The organism is Nocardia testacea NBRC 100365, assembly GCF_000308775.1.
Classification (GTDB): Bacteria; Actinomycetota; Actinomycetes; order Mycobacteriales; family Mycobacteriaceae; genus Nocardia; species Nocardia testacea.
In genome coordinates this window covers 1-16,807 of the sequence record NZ_BAGJ01000150.1, presented here as the reverse complement: position 1 = coordinate 16,807, position 16,807 = coordinate 1, and the positions used below count along the sequence as shown (strand labels likewise).

Genomic DNA, 16,807 nt, shown 5'->3' with positions numbered 1-16,807 from the left:
CCGCCGGACCAGAGCCGGCGCGGACGGCGCGCGGGACTGGTCCGAGCGCACCATCCTGGGGTTGTCCGCCGGTAAGGCGATCATTCTGGCGATGGTGGTGTGCGCGCTGGCGATGACACTGGCCGTCCCCATGCGCACCTATTTCACCCAGCGCGCCGAGGCCGATCAGCTCGCCGCCGAACGCCGGACGCTCGAGGCCGATATCGACCGGCTGAAGGACCGTCGCGCCCAGCAGGAGGACCCGGCCTATATCCGCTCCGAGGCGCGCGACCGGTTACGCCTGGTGATGCCGGGCGAAACCCCCTATATCGTGCAGGTTCCGGGGATCGAAGTGCCGGCGATCCCCGATCCGCAGGCACCCCGGCACGAACCCGATCCGTGGTACACGGATCTGTGGCGGAGCATTTCCGAGCCGCCCCCCGAAACCGCAACACCCGCGCCGCAGCCGGAAGGACCCAGGTGAGTACACCCGACGACCGAGATCTGCAGATCGTCGCCGAACAACTGGGCCGCGAACCGCGCGGGGTGCTGGCCATCGCCTACCGGACGCCCGACGGCCTGCCCGCGGTGGTCAAGACGGCGCCGAAACTGCCGGACGGCACCCCGTTCCCGACTCTCTACTACCTCACCGACCCCCGGCTGACCGCGGAGGCCAGCCGGCTGGAGTCCGCGGGTGTGATGAAGGGGATGACCGACCGGCTCGGCCGCGATCCCGAACTCGCCGCCGCCTATCGCGCCGCGCACGAGAGCTATCTGGCCGAACGCGACGAGATCGAGTCGCTGGGTACCGATTTCACCGGCGGCGGGATGCCGGACCGGGTGAAATGCCTGCATGTGCTGATCGCGCACGCATTGGCCAAGGGCCCCGGAGTCAATCCGCTCGGTGACGAGGCGGTGGCGCTGGCGGCGGCGAACGGATTGCGCGGCAGCGCGATCCCGGCGGACTGGCCGGAATACGCGGCGGCCGAAGACGAATGAGGCGAGCCCTCTGCTTGCGCCGGCCGGGTGTGCCGGCTTCGAGGGAGGGATCGTGAGGCGGTGCCTCCGCCTTTGCTGCGGGTTCCGCGGACCGTACGTACAGGCTACGAAGGAGTTGCTATGACCGACCGGGTCGCTGCCGTGGACTGCGGCACCAATTCGATCCGACTGCTGATTGCCGATATCGGCGCGGATTCGACCTTGACCGATGTGCACCGGGAGATGCGGATCGTGCGGCTCGGGAAAGGGGTCGACGCGACGGGGCAGCTGAACCCGGAGGCGATCGAACGTACCCGCGTGGCGCTGGCCGACTATGTATCGCTCATGCTCGAGCACGGGGTGAGCCGGGTCCGGATGGTCGCCACCTCCGCCACCCGCGACGCGTCGAACCGGAAGGATTTCTTCGCGATGACCCGGGCCGAACTCGGCCGGGTGGTGCCGGGCGCGAGCGCCGAGGTGATCACCGGTGACGAGGAGGCGCGGCTGTCGTTCACCGGCGCGGTCGGCGAGCTGGCGGCGGCAGACGGGCCGTTCGTCGTGGTCGACCTGGGCGGCGGGTCCACCGAACTCGTGGTCGGAGACAGCGACGGGGTACAGGCGGCGTTCTCCGCCGATATCGGCTGTGTGCGGGTCACCGAGCGGTGTCTGCGCGGGAACCCGCCGGCGGCCGGCGAAGTGGACGCGGCCCGGGAGTTCGCGGCCGAGCGTCTCACCGAGGCGTTCACCCACGTCCCGGTGGACGGCGCGCACACCTGGGTGGGGGTGGCCGGTACCATGACCACACTCGCGGCCGTCGCGCTGGATCTGCCCGAATACGATTCGACGAGAACGCATCTGGCGCGGATCCCGCTGCCCGAGCTGAACGCGGTGTGCGATCGGCTGATCGGAATGAACCACGATGAGCGTGCCGCGCTCGGCCCCATGCACCCGGGCCGGGTCGATGTCATCGGCGGTGGCGCAGTGATCACCGAGGTGCTGGCGGCGGAGCTGGCGCGGCGGGCCGGGATCGCCGAACTGGTCGTCAGTGAACACGACATCCTGGACGGGATCGCGCTCTCCATCGCCTGACCGGGCCCGCGCCGTTACCGGGGCGGGAGGTTCGTGAAGCTGCGGTATCGGTTCGGTCCGGTATGCCACGCGCCGAGCAGTGTGCGTGGGACAGTCTGAGCATGTCCGAAGTACCAGAAGTCGCCGAGCGCACCTTTTTCGGTCACCCGATCGGACTCGTCAACCTGTTCGGTGTCGAACTGTGGGAGCGTTTCTCCTTCTACGGGATGCTCACCATCCTCGGCTACTACCTGTACTACTCGGCCATCGACGGTGGTCTCGGGATGGATCAGGATGTCGCCGTAGGCCTGGTGGGGGCGTACGGGGGGCTGGTCTATCTCTCCACGATCATCGGCGGCTGGGTATCGGACCGGCTGATCGGCATGGAGCGGACCGTCTTCTACGGCGGCGTCGTGGTGATGGCGGGGCATATCGCCCTGGCGCTGATTCCTGGGCTGACCGGTGTGGGCGTGGGCCTGGTGCTGGTGGCGCTGGGCAGTGGCGCACTGAAGTCGAACGCGTCCGCGCTGCTGGGCACCCTGTATCCGAAGGGAGATCCGCGGGTCGACGGCGGGTTCACACTGTTCTACCTAGGGATCAATCTCGGTGCCTTCGTCGGCCCGCTGCTCACCGGGTTGCTCCAGGAGGAGTGGGGCTTCCATGCCGGTTTCGGGGCGGCCGCGGTCGGGATGGCGCTGGGACTGACCCAGTACGTGGCGTTCCGCCGCAATCTGGGCACCGCCGGTCGCGAGCCCGCCGATCCGCTGCCGCGTCGCGCCTATGGGCCGCTCGCCGCGGTGGTGCTCGCGGCGGTCCTGGTGATCGTGCTGGTGCTGGTGACCGGACTGGTCACCGTGGACAACCTGCCCGATGTCACCACCGCCCTCATCGTCGCCGCCGCCGTGGCGTACTTCGCCGTTCTGCTCACCAATCGGCGGGTGAGCACGGTGGAACGGAGCCGGGTGCGGGCCTTCGTCCCGCTGTTCCTGGCCAATGTGGTGTTCTGGGCCCTGTTCCAGCAGATCTTCACCGTGCTCGCTGTGTACTCCGACGAACGGATGAACTGGAATATCTTCGGCTGGACCGCGCCGTCGAACTGGATCGGCTCGGTGGAGCCGGTATGGATCATCACGCTCTCACCGCTGTTTGCCGCGCTGTGGACGACACTGGGCACCCGGGCGCCGAGTACCCCGCGCAAATTCGCGCTCGGGGTGATCGGGATGGGGACGGCGTTTCTGCTGTTCGTTCCGCTGGCCGGGACCACCGGGCGGTCGGTGCCGGCGCTGGCGGTGCTGTTCATCATGGCGTTGTTCGCCGTTTCGGAGCTGCTGATCTCCCCGATCGGTCTCGCGGTGAGCACCCAGCTCGCCCCCGAGCATTTCCGGGCGCAGATGATGGCGCTCTATTTTCTGTCGATCGCGCTGGGCACCACCTTGTCGGGTGTGCTGGCACGTTTCTACTCGCCGGACGACGAGTTCGCCTATTTCGGGATCACCGGGCTGGTGGCGATCGCGGCGGGTGTCGTGATTGCCGGACTGTCGTCGTGGATATCCCGATATATGGCGGGAGTGCACTAGCGTTCCCGGTACTCGCGCCGCAATGATCAGGAGGCCGCAGTGACGACGCCGACCAGCCGCAACTCGCTGTTCCGCACCAAGAGTGTGGAGCAGTCGATACGCGATACCGAGGAACCCGGTACGAAGCTGCGCAAGGACCTCACCGCCTGGGATCTGGCGATCTTCGGTGTCGCTGTGGTCATCGGCGCCGGCATCTTCACGCTGACCGCCCGCACCGCGGGCAATACCGCGGGGCCCGCCGTCTCGCTGGCGTTCGTGTTCGCCGCGGTCGCCTGCGGTCTCACCGCCCTGTGCTACGCGGAGTTCGCCTCCACCGTGCCGGTGGCCGGTAGCGCCTACACCTTCTCCTACGCCACCTTCGGTGAGCTCGCGGCCTGGATCATCGGCTGGGACCTGCTGCTCGAGTTCGCGCTCGCGGCGGCCGTGGTGTCCAAGGGCTGGTCGCAGTACCTGGGTCAGGTGTTCGACAAGGGCGCGGCGGTCGTGGAGATAGGTGGCGTCACCTTCGACTGGGGGGCGGTACTACTGATCGCGGTACTCACCACCCTCCTCGCCATCGGCACCAAACTGTCCTCGCGGGTCTCCGCGGTCGCCGTGGCGATCAAGGTCGGCGTGATCGTGCTGGTGATCATTGTCGGGCTCACCTTCTTCGACGCCGACAACCTGAGCCCGTTCATCCCGGAGGCGCAGCCCACCGAGCAGGGCCAGGGGCTGACGCAGTCGCTGTTCTCCTGGGTGACCGGCGGCGGTAACAGCACCTTCGGCTGGTACGGCCTGCTGGCCGCGGCCAGCCTGGTGTTCTTCGCGTTCATCGGCTTCGACGTGGTCGCCACCGCCGCCGAGGAGACCAAGAACCCCCAGCGGGATCTCCCGCGCGGCATTCTGGGGTCGCTGGTCGTGGTCACCATCCTCTACGTGGCTGTCTCGATCGTGCTCACCGGCATGGTCCCCTACACCGATCTCGCGGGCGACGACGCCACCCTGGCGACAGCGTTCGCCCTGCACGGCGCCACCTGGGCCAAGAACATCATCTCCATCGGCGCCCTGGCCGGTCTCACCACGGTGGTCATGGTGATGCTGCTCGGTCAGACCCGGGTGCTGTTCGCGATGTCGCGCGACGGCCTCACCCCGCGCTGGCTCGCCCGAACCGGTCAGCGCGGCACGCCGGTGCGGATCACGGTCGTGGTGGGCGTGGTGTGCGCGATCCTGGCCGGTTTCGTGGAGTTCGGCACCCTCGAGGAAATGGTGAACATCGGCACCCTGTTCGCCTTCCTGCTGGTCTCCATCGGGGTGGTCGTCCTGCGCCGCACCCGGCCCGATCTGCCGCGCGGTTTCCGCGTGCCGCTGGTGCCGCTGGTACCCATTCTGGCGGTGCTGGCCTGCCTGTGGTTGATGGTGAATCTCTCGGTTGAGACCTGGCTGCGTTTCGTAGTCTGGATGCTGCTCGGTTTGGTGATGTACTTCGCATACGGCCGACGGCATTCGCTGGTCGGTAGGTCCGCTTCCGAACAGGAGTGATCGCGATGGGTCTATCGTGGCGGTGGTTCCGGCGCCGGGAGATACAGCCCGTGCATCTGCCGGTTCGAGACGACGCGTCCGGTACGGACCTGGTGGTCGAATGGATCGACGCGGTGACCACCGGTCTGGCCACCGCCCCGCCGGGCCCACCCGTTGCCGCACCCGCCCGGGTATGCGACGGCATGTTCACCGCCGCGACCATCGTCGCGGTCCTCATCGAGAAGATCGCCGACCGCACCGAGTACCGGGTCGCCAACAACCGCTGTATGGCCTCGGCGGTGGATTTCATGAAGGTCCTCGGGGAGGACACCCTGCGCCGCTACCGTATCGACGGGGTGCAACCGGTGGGCTGGGAGAACATGGGCACGGAGATGGACGAGCTGGTGATCGCCCGCCGGCTCGGTCAGCTGGGCGAAGCCCTGCAACTGGCGTTGCTGGCGGTGACCACGGACTACGAATTATCCGATGAGGTGCGGGAGGCGGCGGAGGAGTCGGGTTTGCTGGCAGCCGACGTGCTGGTGGAGGCATGCCAGGCGATTCAGACAGATCCCACAGTGTGACTCCCACTCACGGGTATTCCGGTACGGGTGTACGAGTCGGTAGTGTGTGGTCCGCACGCCCCCATAGCCCAATTGGCAGAGGCAGCGGACTTAAAATCCGCCAAGTGTGGGTTCGAGTCCCACTGGGGGCACTGCTATGCCGCAGGTAGATCGTTGTTTCCTTCAAGCGGGGGTATATCGGCTGTCAGCCGGTGGGGAGCCAGGCGCGTGCTGCGGTGACCAGTGCTTTCACGCCCAGGGAGAGGGTCGGATCGATCACCGGTGCGTAGTGCGGGGAGTGGTTGGACGGCACCTTCTGCAGTGCCGGGTCGCTCATATCGCCGGTGGTGAACAGCGCCGGGTCCGTCCCGCCCAGTAGCCAGTAGGCCAGTGGTGCGTTCGAACTCGTCGCGAGGATGCCGACGTCTTCGCTGCCGGCGCCCGCGCCGGGGTCCAGAACGTGATCGGCGCCCAGCCATGGGGTGAACGCGTCGAGGGTTTTCCGGAGCGCCACGGCGTCGTTCACCACGACCGGGAACCGCTCGGTCCGGGTGATGACGGGTTCTTCGGGGGCACCTGCGGTTGCGGCCTCGCCCCGGACGATGCGTGCGACGGCGTCCAGGATGGTGTGCCGCACACCCTCGTCGTAGCTACGGATATTGAGCTGGAGTTCGGCTGCACCGGGGATGACATTGGCCGCGTCCCCGGTGTGCAGGGAGCCGACCGTGAGTACCGCTGTGGCCGTGCTGGGGATCTCGCGCGCGACGATGGACTGTAACCGCTGCACCGTGGCGGCGGCCATGACCACCGGGTCCACCGACGATTGCGGCATGGATCCGTGGGCGCCCCGGCCGATCATTCGCACCCGCAACGAATCGGATGCGGCATACGCCGGGCCGGGATGGGCGGCGACGGTGCCGGCCGGTAGCGGGGCGACGTGCTGGCCCAGGACCACATCCGGGCGCGGGAAGCGGTCGAAAAGACCGTCGTCCACCAGCGCCTGCGCGCCCGCACCGAGTTCTTCGGCCGGCTGGAACACCGCCACCAGCGTTCCGCGCCAGCTGTCGGGGCGGGCGGCCAGGGCATCGATCGCGCCGAGCAGGCAGGTGACGTGGAGGTCGTGACCGCAGGCGTGGGCCACGGGCACGGTGTCGTCACCCGATACCGCCGTCGCGGTACTCGCGTAGTCGAGCCCGGTGTCCTCGGCCACCGGCAGGGCATCCATGTCTGCGCGCAGCAGCGCGGTGGGACCGGTGCCGTTCGCCAGCACGCCCACGACCCCGGTCCGCCCGATACCAGTGGTCACCTGTAGTCCTCGGCGGGTCAGCCGGCCGGCGACGATCCCCGCGGTGCGATGTTCCCGGAAGCCGAGTTCCGGATGACGGTGCAGGTCCTTGTACAGATCGGCCAGGCCGGGGTCGACCGGAACGTTTTCGTGTTTACGCATCACTGCCCCTCACGGCGTCGTGGGGTCATGGCGAACTCCTGTCCACCGGATTCCGGAAATCGGCGCCCGCCGGCCTCCGCGGTTCCAGCGAACCTGCCCACCGGATCGCGGTCCTCACCCGCCAGGTATGAACCCGTGTTGTGCACGGTCCGACATGCGCGCCCGATTCGGGTGGGTCGCGGAGCTCAGGCGGGGTACTTTCCCCCTATGACGGAACCGCCGCACACTTACGGGCGCCAGGACCCTCACCGCCAGGGTTACCCTCGGACGCAGGCCTACCCCCAGCAGGGTTATCCCCAGCAGCAGGGTTACTCGACGGAGCCGGAGTACGGGCACCAGGTCGAATACGGGTACCAGTCGGATCAGCCCGAGCGATCGACCGAGCGGTCGAACGAACCGAAGATCAATGTCGGACGGCTGTGGGCGGGCGGTGTCGGGACGGCCATCGTCGTCGCGCTGGTGATCGTGGTGCTGATCATGCTGGTGCGCGGCATCCTGAATATCGCGGTCCTCTCACCGGAGGGGGAGGGGGCCTACGGCACCGTCTCGACCACCTCGTACGCCGTGGCCGGTGGTGCCGCCGCGATCGCCGCGACCGGTCTGCTGAACCTGCTGCTGGCCCTGATGCCGAGTCCGATGCAATTCTTCTACTGGATCACCGGGTTGGTCACCGCGCTGGCGGCGCTGGTGCCGTTCACCCTGGTCGCCGGGGTGGACGCCAAGATCGCCACGGCCGTGATCAATCTGATCGCGGGGTTGTGCATCATATCGCTGCTCGGCGGGGTCGGGTCCGGGGCGATCATCCGGCGCCCGCAGTCCCAGTACTGAGTTCTTCCGTCCGGTGCCGTCGCGCCGGGTCCCGGGTGTCGTGGGGCGCCCGGGACCCAGGCGCGTCATACGGGTGGTCTCAGTCGGGCGCGGCGTCTTCCGGCCGGACACGGACGAGCTGTTTACCGAGGTTGGACCCGTCGAAGAGGCGTTGCAGGGCCGCCGGGGCGTTACCGAGACCGTCGACGACATCCTCGGCCCAGACCAGCTCACCCGCCGCCACCCAGCTCGCGAGCCGGCTCAGTGCCGCCGCGAAATCGGCGTGGTGGTCGTAGAAGATGAAGCCCTCCATACGGGCGCGGCGGAAGGCCAGCTGCATATAGTTCGCGGGCCCGGCACCGTAGCCGGCGGCGGTGTAGCCGGAGGAGATCGATCCGCAGAGCGCGATCCGGGCGTGCAGGGCCAGGTGGTCCAGCGCGTTCTCCAGCAGGGTGCCGCCGATATTGTCGAATACCGCGTTCAGGCCGTCGGGTGCGAAGGCGCGCAGCGCGGCGGGGATGTCGTCGGCGCGATAGTCCAGGCAGGCGTCGAAACGGGCGGTTTCGCGTACCCAGCCCACTTTCTCCGGCGTACCGGCGGTGCCGAGCACCCGCGCCCCGAGCAGCCGCGCGATCTGCCCGGCCAGCGATCCGACGCTACCGGCCGCGCCGGTGACCAGCACCGCGTCGCTTTCCGCGACCTCCAGGACCTGGGTGATGCCGATATAGGCGGTCAACCCGCTCACGCCGAAAACGGTCAGCATATGACGGGGGTCGATTCCCGGAGGCACCGGATTCACGCCGAACAAGCCACTGGCACGCGCCACGGCGTATTCCTGCCAGCCGAGCTCACCGTAGACCCACTGCCCCTCCGGTAGGGCCGGGTCGCGGGAGGCGACCACCCGCCCCACTCCGCTGCCGCGCATCACCTCACCCACCCCGACCGGGTTCGTGTATGTCGTCGCGGGGTTGAGCCAGGTGCGCTGGGTGGCGTCGATACCGAGCCACTCCACCCGTACGAGTGCCTCGCCGTTCTCCAATACCGGGAAGTGGCTACGCTTTTCGGCAAAAGTACCGGCGGTGATTCCGGCGGCCGGCCGTTCGCGCAGGATCATCTGACGGAAGGTGCGGTCGCTCACGGCGGCCAGTGTGCCCCAGGAATGCCACCGGTGTCGCCTGGATTTCCGCGCCCTCGGGAGGCGCCGTACCGGCTGCCGGCAGGGCAGGCCGGCAGTATTGCGTTCACGGTGATCGCAACCCGTGTCAACCGCGTGACCACGTCGTACCCTCGGATCTCCGGTCCAGGTTCGGGGAGCACACCGTCATGATCAAGTTACTGGTTTTCACCCTTGTGGGTATCGGCGCGCAGATCGTCGACGGCACGCTCGGGATGGCTTTCGGCGTCACCGCGACGACGCTGCTGGTACTCAGCGGCACGGGTGCCGCGCATGCGAGCGCCGCGGTCCACTTCGCCGAGGTCGCGACCACCCTGGCCTCCGGGGCATCGCATTGGAGGTTCGGCAATATCGACTGGAAGGTGGTGCTGAGGCTGGGTGTGCCCGGCGGTATCGGCGCCTTCCTCGGCGCGACCGTACTGTCACGGATCTCCACCGAAGCCGCCGCGCCGATCACCGCCGGCATCCTGCTCGCCATCGGCGTCTTCCTGGTCGTCCGGTTCTCCTCCCGGCCGCCGGTGGAGTTCGCCGCCTCGGAGAAGACAGCGCACTCCGCGAAATTCCTGACCCCGCTCGGCCTGTTCGGCGGTTTCATCGACGCCAGCGGAGGCGGCGGCTGGGGCCCGGTCACCACCAGCACCCTGTTGACCACCGGACGGTCCGCGCCGCGCACGGTGATCGGTTCGGTGAGCGCTTCGGAGTTCATCGTCTCGGCCTCGGCCAGTGTCGGCTTCCTGCTGGGGCTCGGCTCGGATTTCTTCGACAACCTGCTGATCATCGCGGGTCTGGCGCTCGGCGGGGTGATCGCCGCACCGATCGCCGCGTGGCTGGTCAGCCGGATCACCCCGGGTGTGCTGGGCACCGGTGTCGGCGGGTTGCTGGTCCTCACCAACGCGCGCACATTGTTCAAGCACTTCGATATCGAGGGTGCGCCCCGCACGATCGGTTATGTCCTGATCGTCGTGGTGGCGGTCGCGCTCACCGTCTTCGCCTGGTGGAAGTCCCGGACGGCTCCGGATGCCGCAGACGCCACCGAGACCCGGGGCGCGGACGCTGCCGCGCCGGTGGCAGCAGCGTCGACCGGCACCGAGACCGCCGGCGAAGGCGCCGCGGACGCCGCGCAGGTACCGGTCAGGTAGCTGCCCGCCGCCCGGTTACGACCGAGGGGTGAGGGGACAGCGCCCGGCTGCCCGGACAAAACGTCCTGGTGGCCGGGTGTTTCGCTGCGCGGGCGATCGGCCCCGGCCTTCGAGACCGGCCCGTGCCGCATCCTGCCGGCGGTCCGGATGCGCGCGACTGCACCGGCACTCGCGCCGACCATTCATTCCGAGGACGACTCGCGATCGTTGTCCATCGCGGAATCTTGCGCTGCGCCGCCACGGTGTCCGGCATCCCTGCAGGACTATTCATAGGAATTACGCATAACTGCTGTGTGGTGTGGTCTAGGCTGCGGTCTGCTCGACGGATCTGTCCCACCATCTGCCGACACCGAAAGGCACACATAGTGGTTCGTGGAAGACTTTTCGCTTCGATACTCGCGTTGACCGCCGCTGTACTGGTCAATGTGGCCGGACCGGCCGGCGCAACGACCAGCATATGGATCGGGAGAGCGTTCCCGGACGCGCACGGCGACTACAGCTGGTGGGTCGTCGCCGAGATCACCTACGTCTGCGAACCCGGCCAGGCCGACGCCCTGTGGGTCAAGGTCGAGTCCGAACGGTTCAAAAGCCCGGAAGGCCGACCCGTCCGTATGAAAGACGAGGGGCTGGAGAGGGTGATCTGTGACGGCGAATCTCGGCAGACGAAGGTCAGGGTGCCATTGGGCTTCGACTACGGCGAGGGACCGAATGTCGCAGATGCTCACGACGGCGCCGGCAATGAACTCATGACGTATTACTACGATGACCGTGCGGTCGAGATCACCGCCGCGTTCGCCTACCTGCCCCCGGATGCCGAGGACATGAGCCAGGTCGAGATCCATAAGGACACCACCGAGAACCGGACCCTGACTCTGACTCAGGACTAGTCCTCGGCCCGCAGCGGTCCGCACCGGACCGCTGCGCAGCGTGCGATCCTGGAACGCGAGAACCGGCCGGATAATGCCGGCCGGTTCTCGTTGTGTTCGGGGGGCCTCAGGCGTTGAGCCCGCAGCACCACGGTGTGTCTTCGTGCCAGAGTGCGTCGAGCGGTCGCCCGCTGTCCGCCAGGATGTCGTCGACCCGGCGGCTCACGACGAGGTCGCCCGGTTCGGACCAGCTGGCGAGGGGTCGGCCGTGAACCGAAACGCCCGTAACCGGGCACACCCGTATCAATCACGCCGACATGAAATCTCCAGCTCGACAGCAGGATTCAGCCTGTCTGCCCAGCGTGACTCCTCTCCCGGACGAGCCTCAACCCCCGAGTACAGCGTTCGACCGAAATCGGCGCCGCCACGAACTACGCGGTCACACCCGGCGCATGTTGCCGGTGCGCGCCGTGTGCTGGGTCTTCGTCGAGGACAGCCGGCGCGGCCGGTGTGAAGGGACATGGTGCGCGACCACCATTTGTATTTTCGTAACAGCCGGGTAGTACCGCACCGATAGGGCCGGACGACGGACGGTGAACGGAAACTTCGGTACGCCATCATGATTCGGTCATCGCTTTGTTCGCTGGAGGAGGATCGAGATGTGTTGGGGCATTCCGGGCCGGATCAGCGAGAGCTCCGACTACGGCGGTGAAGCCCCGGTCGTGGCTGTCGGTGGGGTGGTGCCGTGGTGAGCGACCTACTGGCGGCCACGCCTTTTCGTCCCGCCCTGGCCGAGGATCTGGCGGTCGCGGCGCTGGCGCTGGCCCGGCGGTTCGCGGCCGGCGCGACGCTGTGGTGTGTGGCTCCCTCCTGGGAACCGCACGCCCAGCACATCGCCGTCGAATTCGTGCATCCGGCGGCCACCGGTGTGCGTGCCCTGCCCGCTGCCGCCCTGACCGGGCCGCACCTCGTGGACACCGCCCGGGTTTCGGCCCGCCCCGGCGATACGGTGCTCGCGATCGGCGCCGCGCACGAGCCGCAGGTGAAATCGTTGTTGGTGCGCGGCCCGGCCTGGGGTGTGCACACCATCTGGATCGGGTCGGGCCCGCGGCCGGCCGCCGGGCTCGCCGACCATCTGCTGTGGCTGGACGGCCCGGATTCCCGGCTCTCGGCCACGGGTGATCTGGTCCTGCTCTGTCACCTGCTGTGGGAGCTCACCCAGCGGTGTTTCGCGCATCCCGGCCTCGTCGCGCCGGACCACGGGCCGCGGCGGCGGGAGTTCGCCCGGGAAGAGGGGAGGCTCGGTGAGGTGGTGACTCCGCTGGGCGACGGGACGGCGCGTATCCGCACGCCGCTGGGCACCGAAACCGTCACGACGACCTTCGTCGAACCGGTACGGCGCGGAGATCTGGTGCTGGTGCACGCCGGTATGGCGGTGAGCACGGCCGGGTTGGAGGACGAGCGATGACGTCGAACGAGACAAACGTGCTGCTCGGTGAATTGGCCGCGTACGCGCGGGCGCGGGCCGCGGAGAGCATCGATGTGCGGACGCGGGCGCTCGCGGCGAACGCGGAACCGGTGGCCGCGGCTGCCCGGGAGATGGCACGCCGCTTCACCGCCGGCGGCAGGCTTTTCACCTTCGGCAACGGTGGTAGCGCGACGGGTGCCGCCACGCTCGCGGACCTGTTCGCCCGGCCGGCGGACGGTATCGCGCTACCGGCGTGGTCGCTGTCGGCCGACGAGGCGGTACTCACCGCGGTCGGTGACGATATCGGCTTCGAATCGGTGTTCGCGCGCCAGCTGGCCGCGCGTGGGCAGTCCGGCGATATCGCGGTCGCCATGTCGACCGGCGGAAACTCTCCCGATCTGCTGGCCGGGTCGATGGAGGCCAGAGAGCGCGGGATGTACACGGTCGGTTTCGCCGGCGGCGACGGTGGCGCGTTCCGGCGCGATGCGGCGGTGGACCGCTGTCTGGTGGTCGGTTCGCGCTGCGCGCACCGGATCCACGAGACGCATGCCCTGCTGGGGTACGCGCTGTGGCTATCGGTTCATCAGCACGGCGTCGTCGGCGGCTGAATCGGCGCGGGCGGTCCTGCGCCCGGGTGCCCACGCGCCCAGCACGAACGCCATCACCACGGTGAGGATGCCCAGGGCCAGGGCCGCCTGCGCGGCGCCGTGGACGAAGGCTTCCTTGGCGAACTCCGCCAGCGGCGCGGCCGCCGGGCCCCCTCGCTCGGCGACCTCCAGCGCGGCGGCCAGCGAATCACCGACCGGGCCGCGGGCCGCTTCGGGCAGCCGGGGCAGCGCCGGGGCGATGCGGTCGGCATAACCCACGGCCAGGATGCTGCCGGAGATCGCGATACCGATCGCCGCCCCGACCTCCCGGGAGGCGTCGTTCACCGCGGAGGCCACTCCGTGCTTCTCCGGGGGTGTGCCGTTGATGATCGCGGCGGTCGCCGGGGCGGTGCACAGGCCGAGACCGGTGCTCAGGATCAGCAGCGGCCAGAGCACGTCGAGATAGGTGCTGTCCACTTCCGTCCGGGACACCAGGATGAGCGCGCTGCCGACGCACAGCAGACCGATGAAGGTCGGCAGGCGCAGGCCGAACCGTTCGGCCAGCCGCGGGGCGACGACCGAGATACCGATCAGCGGCGCGATCATCGGCGCCATCGCCACCGCGGACATCAGCGGCGAGTACCCGAAGATCAATTGCATGTACTGGACGAACAGCAGGAAGTAGCCGAAGGCCACCAGGAACTGCACGCCGACGCTCACCGCGCCGCTGCCGAAGCCGCGGTCGGCGAACAGCCGCACGTCCAGGAGCGGATTCGGCACCCGCAGTTCGACCGTCGCGAACCCGACGCCGGCGAGGATCCCGGCGCCGAACAAGCCCAGGACCAGCGGATCGGTCCAGCCGCGCACCGGAGCCTCGATGGCCCCGACCACGACGGCGCCCACCGCGAGCGACGCGGTGATACCGCCCCAGAAATCCAGCGGTGGGCGGGTGTCGTCCACGGATTCGGGGACCGTGCACCCGGCGATCGCCAGGACGACACCGGCCACCGTCATGGCGAGGAATATGGCCTGCCAGGTCCAGACCTGCAGCAGCAGGCCGGAGCCGAGAATGCCCAGGACCGCGCCGCCGGAGACGACTCCCGCCCACAGCCCGACGGCGACCCCGCGACGTTCGGGCGGGAACCCGCCGGTGAGCAGCGAAAGAGTCGACGGCATCACCAGGGCCGCGCCCACCCCGGCCACAGCACGCGAGGCGATGATCCAGTGCGGCTCGTCCAATGCCAGTGGTACCGCGGAGGCGATCGAGAACACCACCAGGCCGAGCACCATCATGATGCGGCGGCCGAACCGGTCGCCCAGCGCACCGGAGAAAAGGACCAGGCAGGCCAGCGCGAGGGTGTAGCCGTCGACCACCCAGGTGAGCTGCTGCTGGGTGGCGCCGGTATCGGCGGCTATCTCGGGAAGCGCGGTGTAGAGAGCGGCCATGGCCGCGATGACCAGCGCGACGGCCATCGACGACAGGGTGAGCAACCAGATGTGCGCCCGGGACAGGCGCGTGTTCACCGATGTCATGGCCACCTCCCGGCAGATGGAGAACAAGCGGTTACTTCTATTGATCAGAGCACAATTGCCCCGGTCGACTATCGGTGATCTCCGTCACTTCCTCCGGGGTGTGGCGGACTGCCTGGTCACCGTTGGTGGGTGGTGGGCCCGCGGCTCGACCCGACCGCGCCCACGCCGGGTCGTCCGACGGCCGTCGCCACCTCGGCCGCATGGCTACCCTGGGGCGTGTGAAGGCAGATACCGCGCTCCTGGTCCCGGTCGCCGCCGAACTGGACGACATCACCGCCGTCGGTCCGGAGGAGGACGCCGGGCCCGGCGGGCCGAGCCCGGCGGAGATCGAATCGATCTGGGCCTCGGTACAGGAGTGGTACCGGCTGGGTGCCACCCCGGCGATCCAGATCTGCCTGCGCCGCAACGGGCGGATCGTCCTGAACCGGGCGATCGGTCACGGCTGGGGCAACGCGCCCGGCGACGGTCCGGATACCGAGCGCGTGCCGGTGACCACGGAGACGCCGTTCTGTGGGTTCTCCACAGCGAAGGGCGTTTCCGCCGCGGTGATGTTCATGCTCATCGAGCAGGGCGCGTTCGCCTTCGATGATCCGGTCAGCAACTACATTCCCGAATTCGCCGCCCACGGTAAGGGCGCGATCACCATCGGACACGTACTCACCCATACCGCGGGTGTCCCGTTCGTGACCCGCCCCTACCGCGGGCACGAAATGGTTTTCGACGAGGAGCTGTGCCTGCGCGGCCTGATCGATCTGAAGCCGAGTTACCCGGCCGGACGGTTCCGCGTGTACCACGCCCTGACCAGCGGGCTCATCCAGCGGCTGCTGGTGCAGCGGGCCACCGGCAAACGGCTCAAAGACCATCTGGCCGAACAGGTGCTGGAACCGCTGGGGTTCCGGTGGACCAATCTCGGTGTCCGCCCCGAGGATGTGGACGCAGTGGTGCCCAGCGTGAAAACCGGCCCGCCGCCGTCGAAGCTCGCCTCCTTCATCGCCGGGCGGGCGCTGGGCGGGGGGTTCGCCTCGGACGCGGTGAACCGGGAGTCGAATCGCTCCTTCCTCACCGCCGAACTGCCGTCGGGGAATCTGGTCACCACCGCCGCCGAACTGTCCCGGTTCTACGAGATCCTCGCGCGCGGCGGCGAGCTCGACGGCATCCGGATCATGCGGGCCGAGACGGTGCGCGACGCGGTGCGGCCCGCGCCCCGGGTCCCCGGGGTGGCGGGGCGGGTGAGCCGGGCCGGCTACGAGCTGGGCGGGCACCGGTCGAAATTCGGACCCGATACGACAGCGCATTTCGGCCGCAGCGGGTTCACCACGCAGTACGGCTGGGCCGATCCGGCACGCGGGCTGAGCGGGGCGATCCTGACCAACGGCAAATCCTCGGTGGACGGTGAACGTCCCTGGCAGCTGGTGGCGCAGATCTCGGGCGCATTCCGGCCGCTGGCGCCCGCGGCGCGGATATTCGAGCTCTAGATGTGACGTCCGGGCCGACATCCCGGACGTCACATCTGCACCCCGATCCTCGCGGTCAGTGCACGATGGAGGCGATGTGGTGGCGCACCACGCGATCGGCTGTACGCTCGTCTGCTCCGTGCGGATAGGCGAGTGCGAAGGCCAGGCCGCTGATCAGGGCGAGTAGCCGTTCCGTTTCCAGTTCGACCTCGGCCACCCCGGCCCGGGTGAGCGCGGCGGCGACGATGGCGCGGGTAGAGCGGTCCATTTCCCTTGTTTCGACTTCCATCCCGTGCACCAACCGGGCGCTCGCGACGATCTCGGTGCGCAGTAGCAGGCGCCGTCGGTCGGCGGGGTCGAGCAGGAGCGCGTGGGCGACCGCCTCGAGGTAGGCGCGCCGGTCGGCCGCCGAGTCGCTGCGGGGTTCGCTGCCGACCGCCGCGAGCCGGCGGTCGAGTTCGAGTTCGAGTTCCTTGGCGGCGGCCATGAGGAGGCCGTACTGGCTACCGTATCGCCGACGGAGCGTCTTGCCGTCGAGGCCGGAATGGTCGGCCACCCGGCGCAGCGTGGTTTCGGTTATCCCGCGCGAGGTCACCAGGTCCAGGACGGCGTCGAACGCGGCGCTGTGCTCATCGGCCGTCACGATCGTCGCTCCTTTTCCGCTCAGTGCGGC

General features: G+C 68.7%; 16 protein-coding genes and 1 tRNA gene. 13 read left to right on the top strand and 4 right to left on the bottom strand.

What is annotated here, in order from left to right; all coding sequences use genetic code 11:
- The 7 genes from ON38_RS21065 to ON38_RS21035 all read left to right on the top strand — a co-directional run.
- Positions 1–463, top strand: a 463-nt coding sequence (locus ON38_RS21065) for an FtsB family cell division protein (RefSeq protein WP_039826645.1), incomplete at its 5' end; no start/stop codon positions are given.
- Positions 460–978, top strand: coding sequence for a DUF501 domain-containing protein (locus ON38_RS37085; protein WP_039826644.1), 519 nt, complete (start codon positions 460–462; stop codon positions 976–978). The genes ON38_RS21065 and ON38_RS37085, both read left to right, overlap by 4 nt.
- A gap of 120 nt (positions 979–1,098) precedes the next feature.
- Positions 1,099–2,046 carry a Ppx/GppA phosphatase family protein gene (locus ON38_RS37080; RefSeq protein ID WP_039826643.1) on the top strand — a complete coding sequence of 316 codons (948 nt, stop codon included), beginning with the start codon at positions 1,099–1,101 and terminating at the stop codon, positions 2,044–2,046.
- A 101-nt stretch (positions 2,047–2,147) separates the two neighbouring features.
- Positions 2,148–3,602: a peptide MFS transporter gene (locus tag ON38_RS21050; protein WP_039826653.1), complete on the top strand. Its 1,455-nt coding sequence runs from the start codon at positions 2,148–2,150 to the stop codon at positions 3,600–3,602.
- Positions 3,603–3,641: 39 nt separating this feature from the next.
- The gene (locus ON38_RS21045; protein ID WP_039826642.1) at positions 3,642–5,120 is read left to right on the top strand and encodes an amino acid permease; all 1,479 of its coding nucleotides are present in this window, start codon (positions 3,642–3,644) and stop codon (positions 5,118–5,120) included.
- Between the two features lie 5 nt (positions 5,121–5,125).
- On the top strand, positions 5,126–5,680 hold the full coding sequence (locus tag ON38_RS21040) for a hypothetical protein (protein ID WP_063127931.1): 555 nt from the start codon (positions 5,126–5,128) through the stop codon (positions 5,678–5,680).
- A gap of 57 nt (positions 5,681–5,737) precedes the next feature.
- A tRNA-Leu gene (locus ON38_RS21035) sits at positions 5,738–5,811 on the top strand.
- Positions 5,812–5,864: 53 nt separating this feature from the next.
- Here the strand turns inward: ON38_RS21035 and ON38_RS21030 are convergent.
- Entirely contained in the window at positions 5,865–7,106 is a 1,242-nt protein-coding gene (locus tag ON38_RS21030) for an amidohydrolase (protein ID WP_039826640.1), read from the bottom strand.
- A gap of 207 nt (positions 7,107–7,313) precedes the next feature.
- Here ON38_RS21030 and ON38_RS21025 point away from each other — a divergent pair, with 207 nt between their 5' ends.
- Complete coding sequence (locus ON38_RS21025; RefSeq protein WP_051165024.1) at positions 7,314–7,934, top strand: DUF6069 family protein; 621 nt, start codon at positions 7,314–7,316, stop codon at positions 7,932–7,934.
- Positions 7,935–8,013: 79 nt separating this feature from the next.
- Here ON38_RS21025 and ON38_RS21020 read toward each other — a convergent pair whose 3' ends face one another.
- Complete coding sequence (locus ON38_RS21020; RefSeq protein ID WP_039826639.1) at positions 8,014–9,051, bottom strand: NADP-dependent oxidoreductase; 1,038 nt, start codon at positions 9,049–9,051, stop codon at positions 8,014–8,016.
- Positions 9,052–9,236: 185 nt separating this feature from the next.
- Here ON38_RS21020 and ON38_RS21015 point away from each other — a divergent pair, with 185 nt between their 5' ends.
- The 4 genes from ON38_RS21015 (at position 9,237) to ON38_RS21000 (ending at position 13,168) form a co-directional block, all read left to right on the top strand.
- Complete coding sequence (locus ON38_RS21015) at positions 9,237–10,226, top strand: sulfite exporter TauE/SafE family protein (protein ID WP_083872947.1); 990 nt, start codon at positions 9,237–9,239, stop codon at positions 10,224–10,226.
- Between the two features lie 401 nt (positions 10,227–10,627).
- The gene (locus ON38_RS21010) at positions 10,628–11,113 is read left to right on the top strand and encodes a hypothetical protein (protein WP_039826638.1); all 486 of its coding nucleotides are present in this window, start codon (positions 10,628–10,630) and stop codon (positions 11,111–11,113) included.
- Between the two features lie 727 nt (positions 11,114–11,840).
- The gene (locus tag ON38_RS21005; RefSeq protein WP_051165025.1) at positions 11,841–12,560 is read left to right on the top strand and encodes a phosphoheptose isomerase family protein; all 720 of its coding nucleotides are present in this window, start codon (positions 11,841–11,843) and stop codon (positions 12,558–12,560) included.
- Positions 12,557–13,168 carry a D-sedoheptulose-7-phosphate isomerase gene (locus ON38_RS21000; RefSeq protein ID WP_039826637.1) on the top strand — a complete coding sequence of 204 codons (612 nt, stop codon included), beginning with the start codon at positions 12,557–12,559 and terminating at the stop codon, positions 13,166–13,168. Before ON38_RS21005 ends, ON38_RS21000 begins: the two co-directional genes overlap by 4 nt.
- On the opposite strand, the gene ON38_RS20995 is transcribed toward ON38_RS21000, so the two are convergent.
- Positions 13,133–14,680, bottom strand: a complete 1,548-nt coding sequence (locus ON38_RS20995; RefSeq protein WP_039826636.1) for an MFS transporter — start codon at positions 14,678–14,680, stop codon at positions 13,133–13,135. The genes ON38_RS21000 and ON38_RS20995 overlap by 36 nt on opposite strands.
- Before the next feature lie 218 nt (positions 14,681–14,898).
- On the opposite strand from ON38_RS20995, the gene ON38_RS20990 reads away from it, so the two are divergent.
- Positions 14,899–16,155, top strand: a complete 1,257-nt coding sequence (locus ON38_RS20990) for a serine hydrolase (protein ID WP_245564136.1) — start codon at positions 14,899–14,901, stop codon at positions 16,153–16,155.
- A 55-nt stretch (positions 16,156–16,210) separates the two neighbouring features.
- Here ON38_RS20990 and ON38_RS20985 read toward each other — a convergent pair.
- The coding region (locus tag ON38_RS20985; protein ID WP_039826635.1) for a TetR family transcriptional regulator C-terminal domain-containing protein at positions 16,211–16,807 on the bottom strand (597 nt) is incomplete at its 5' end.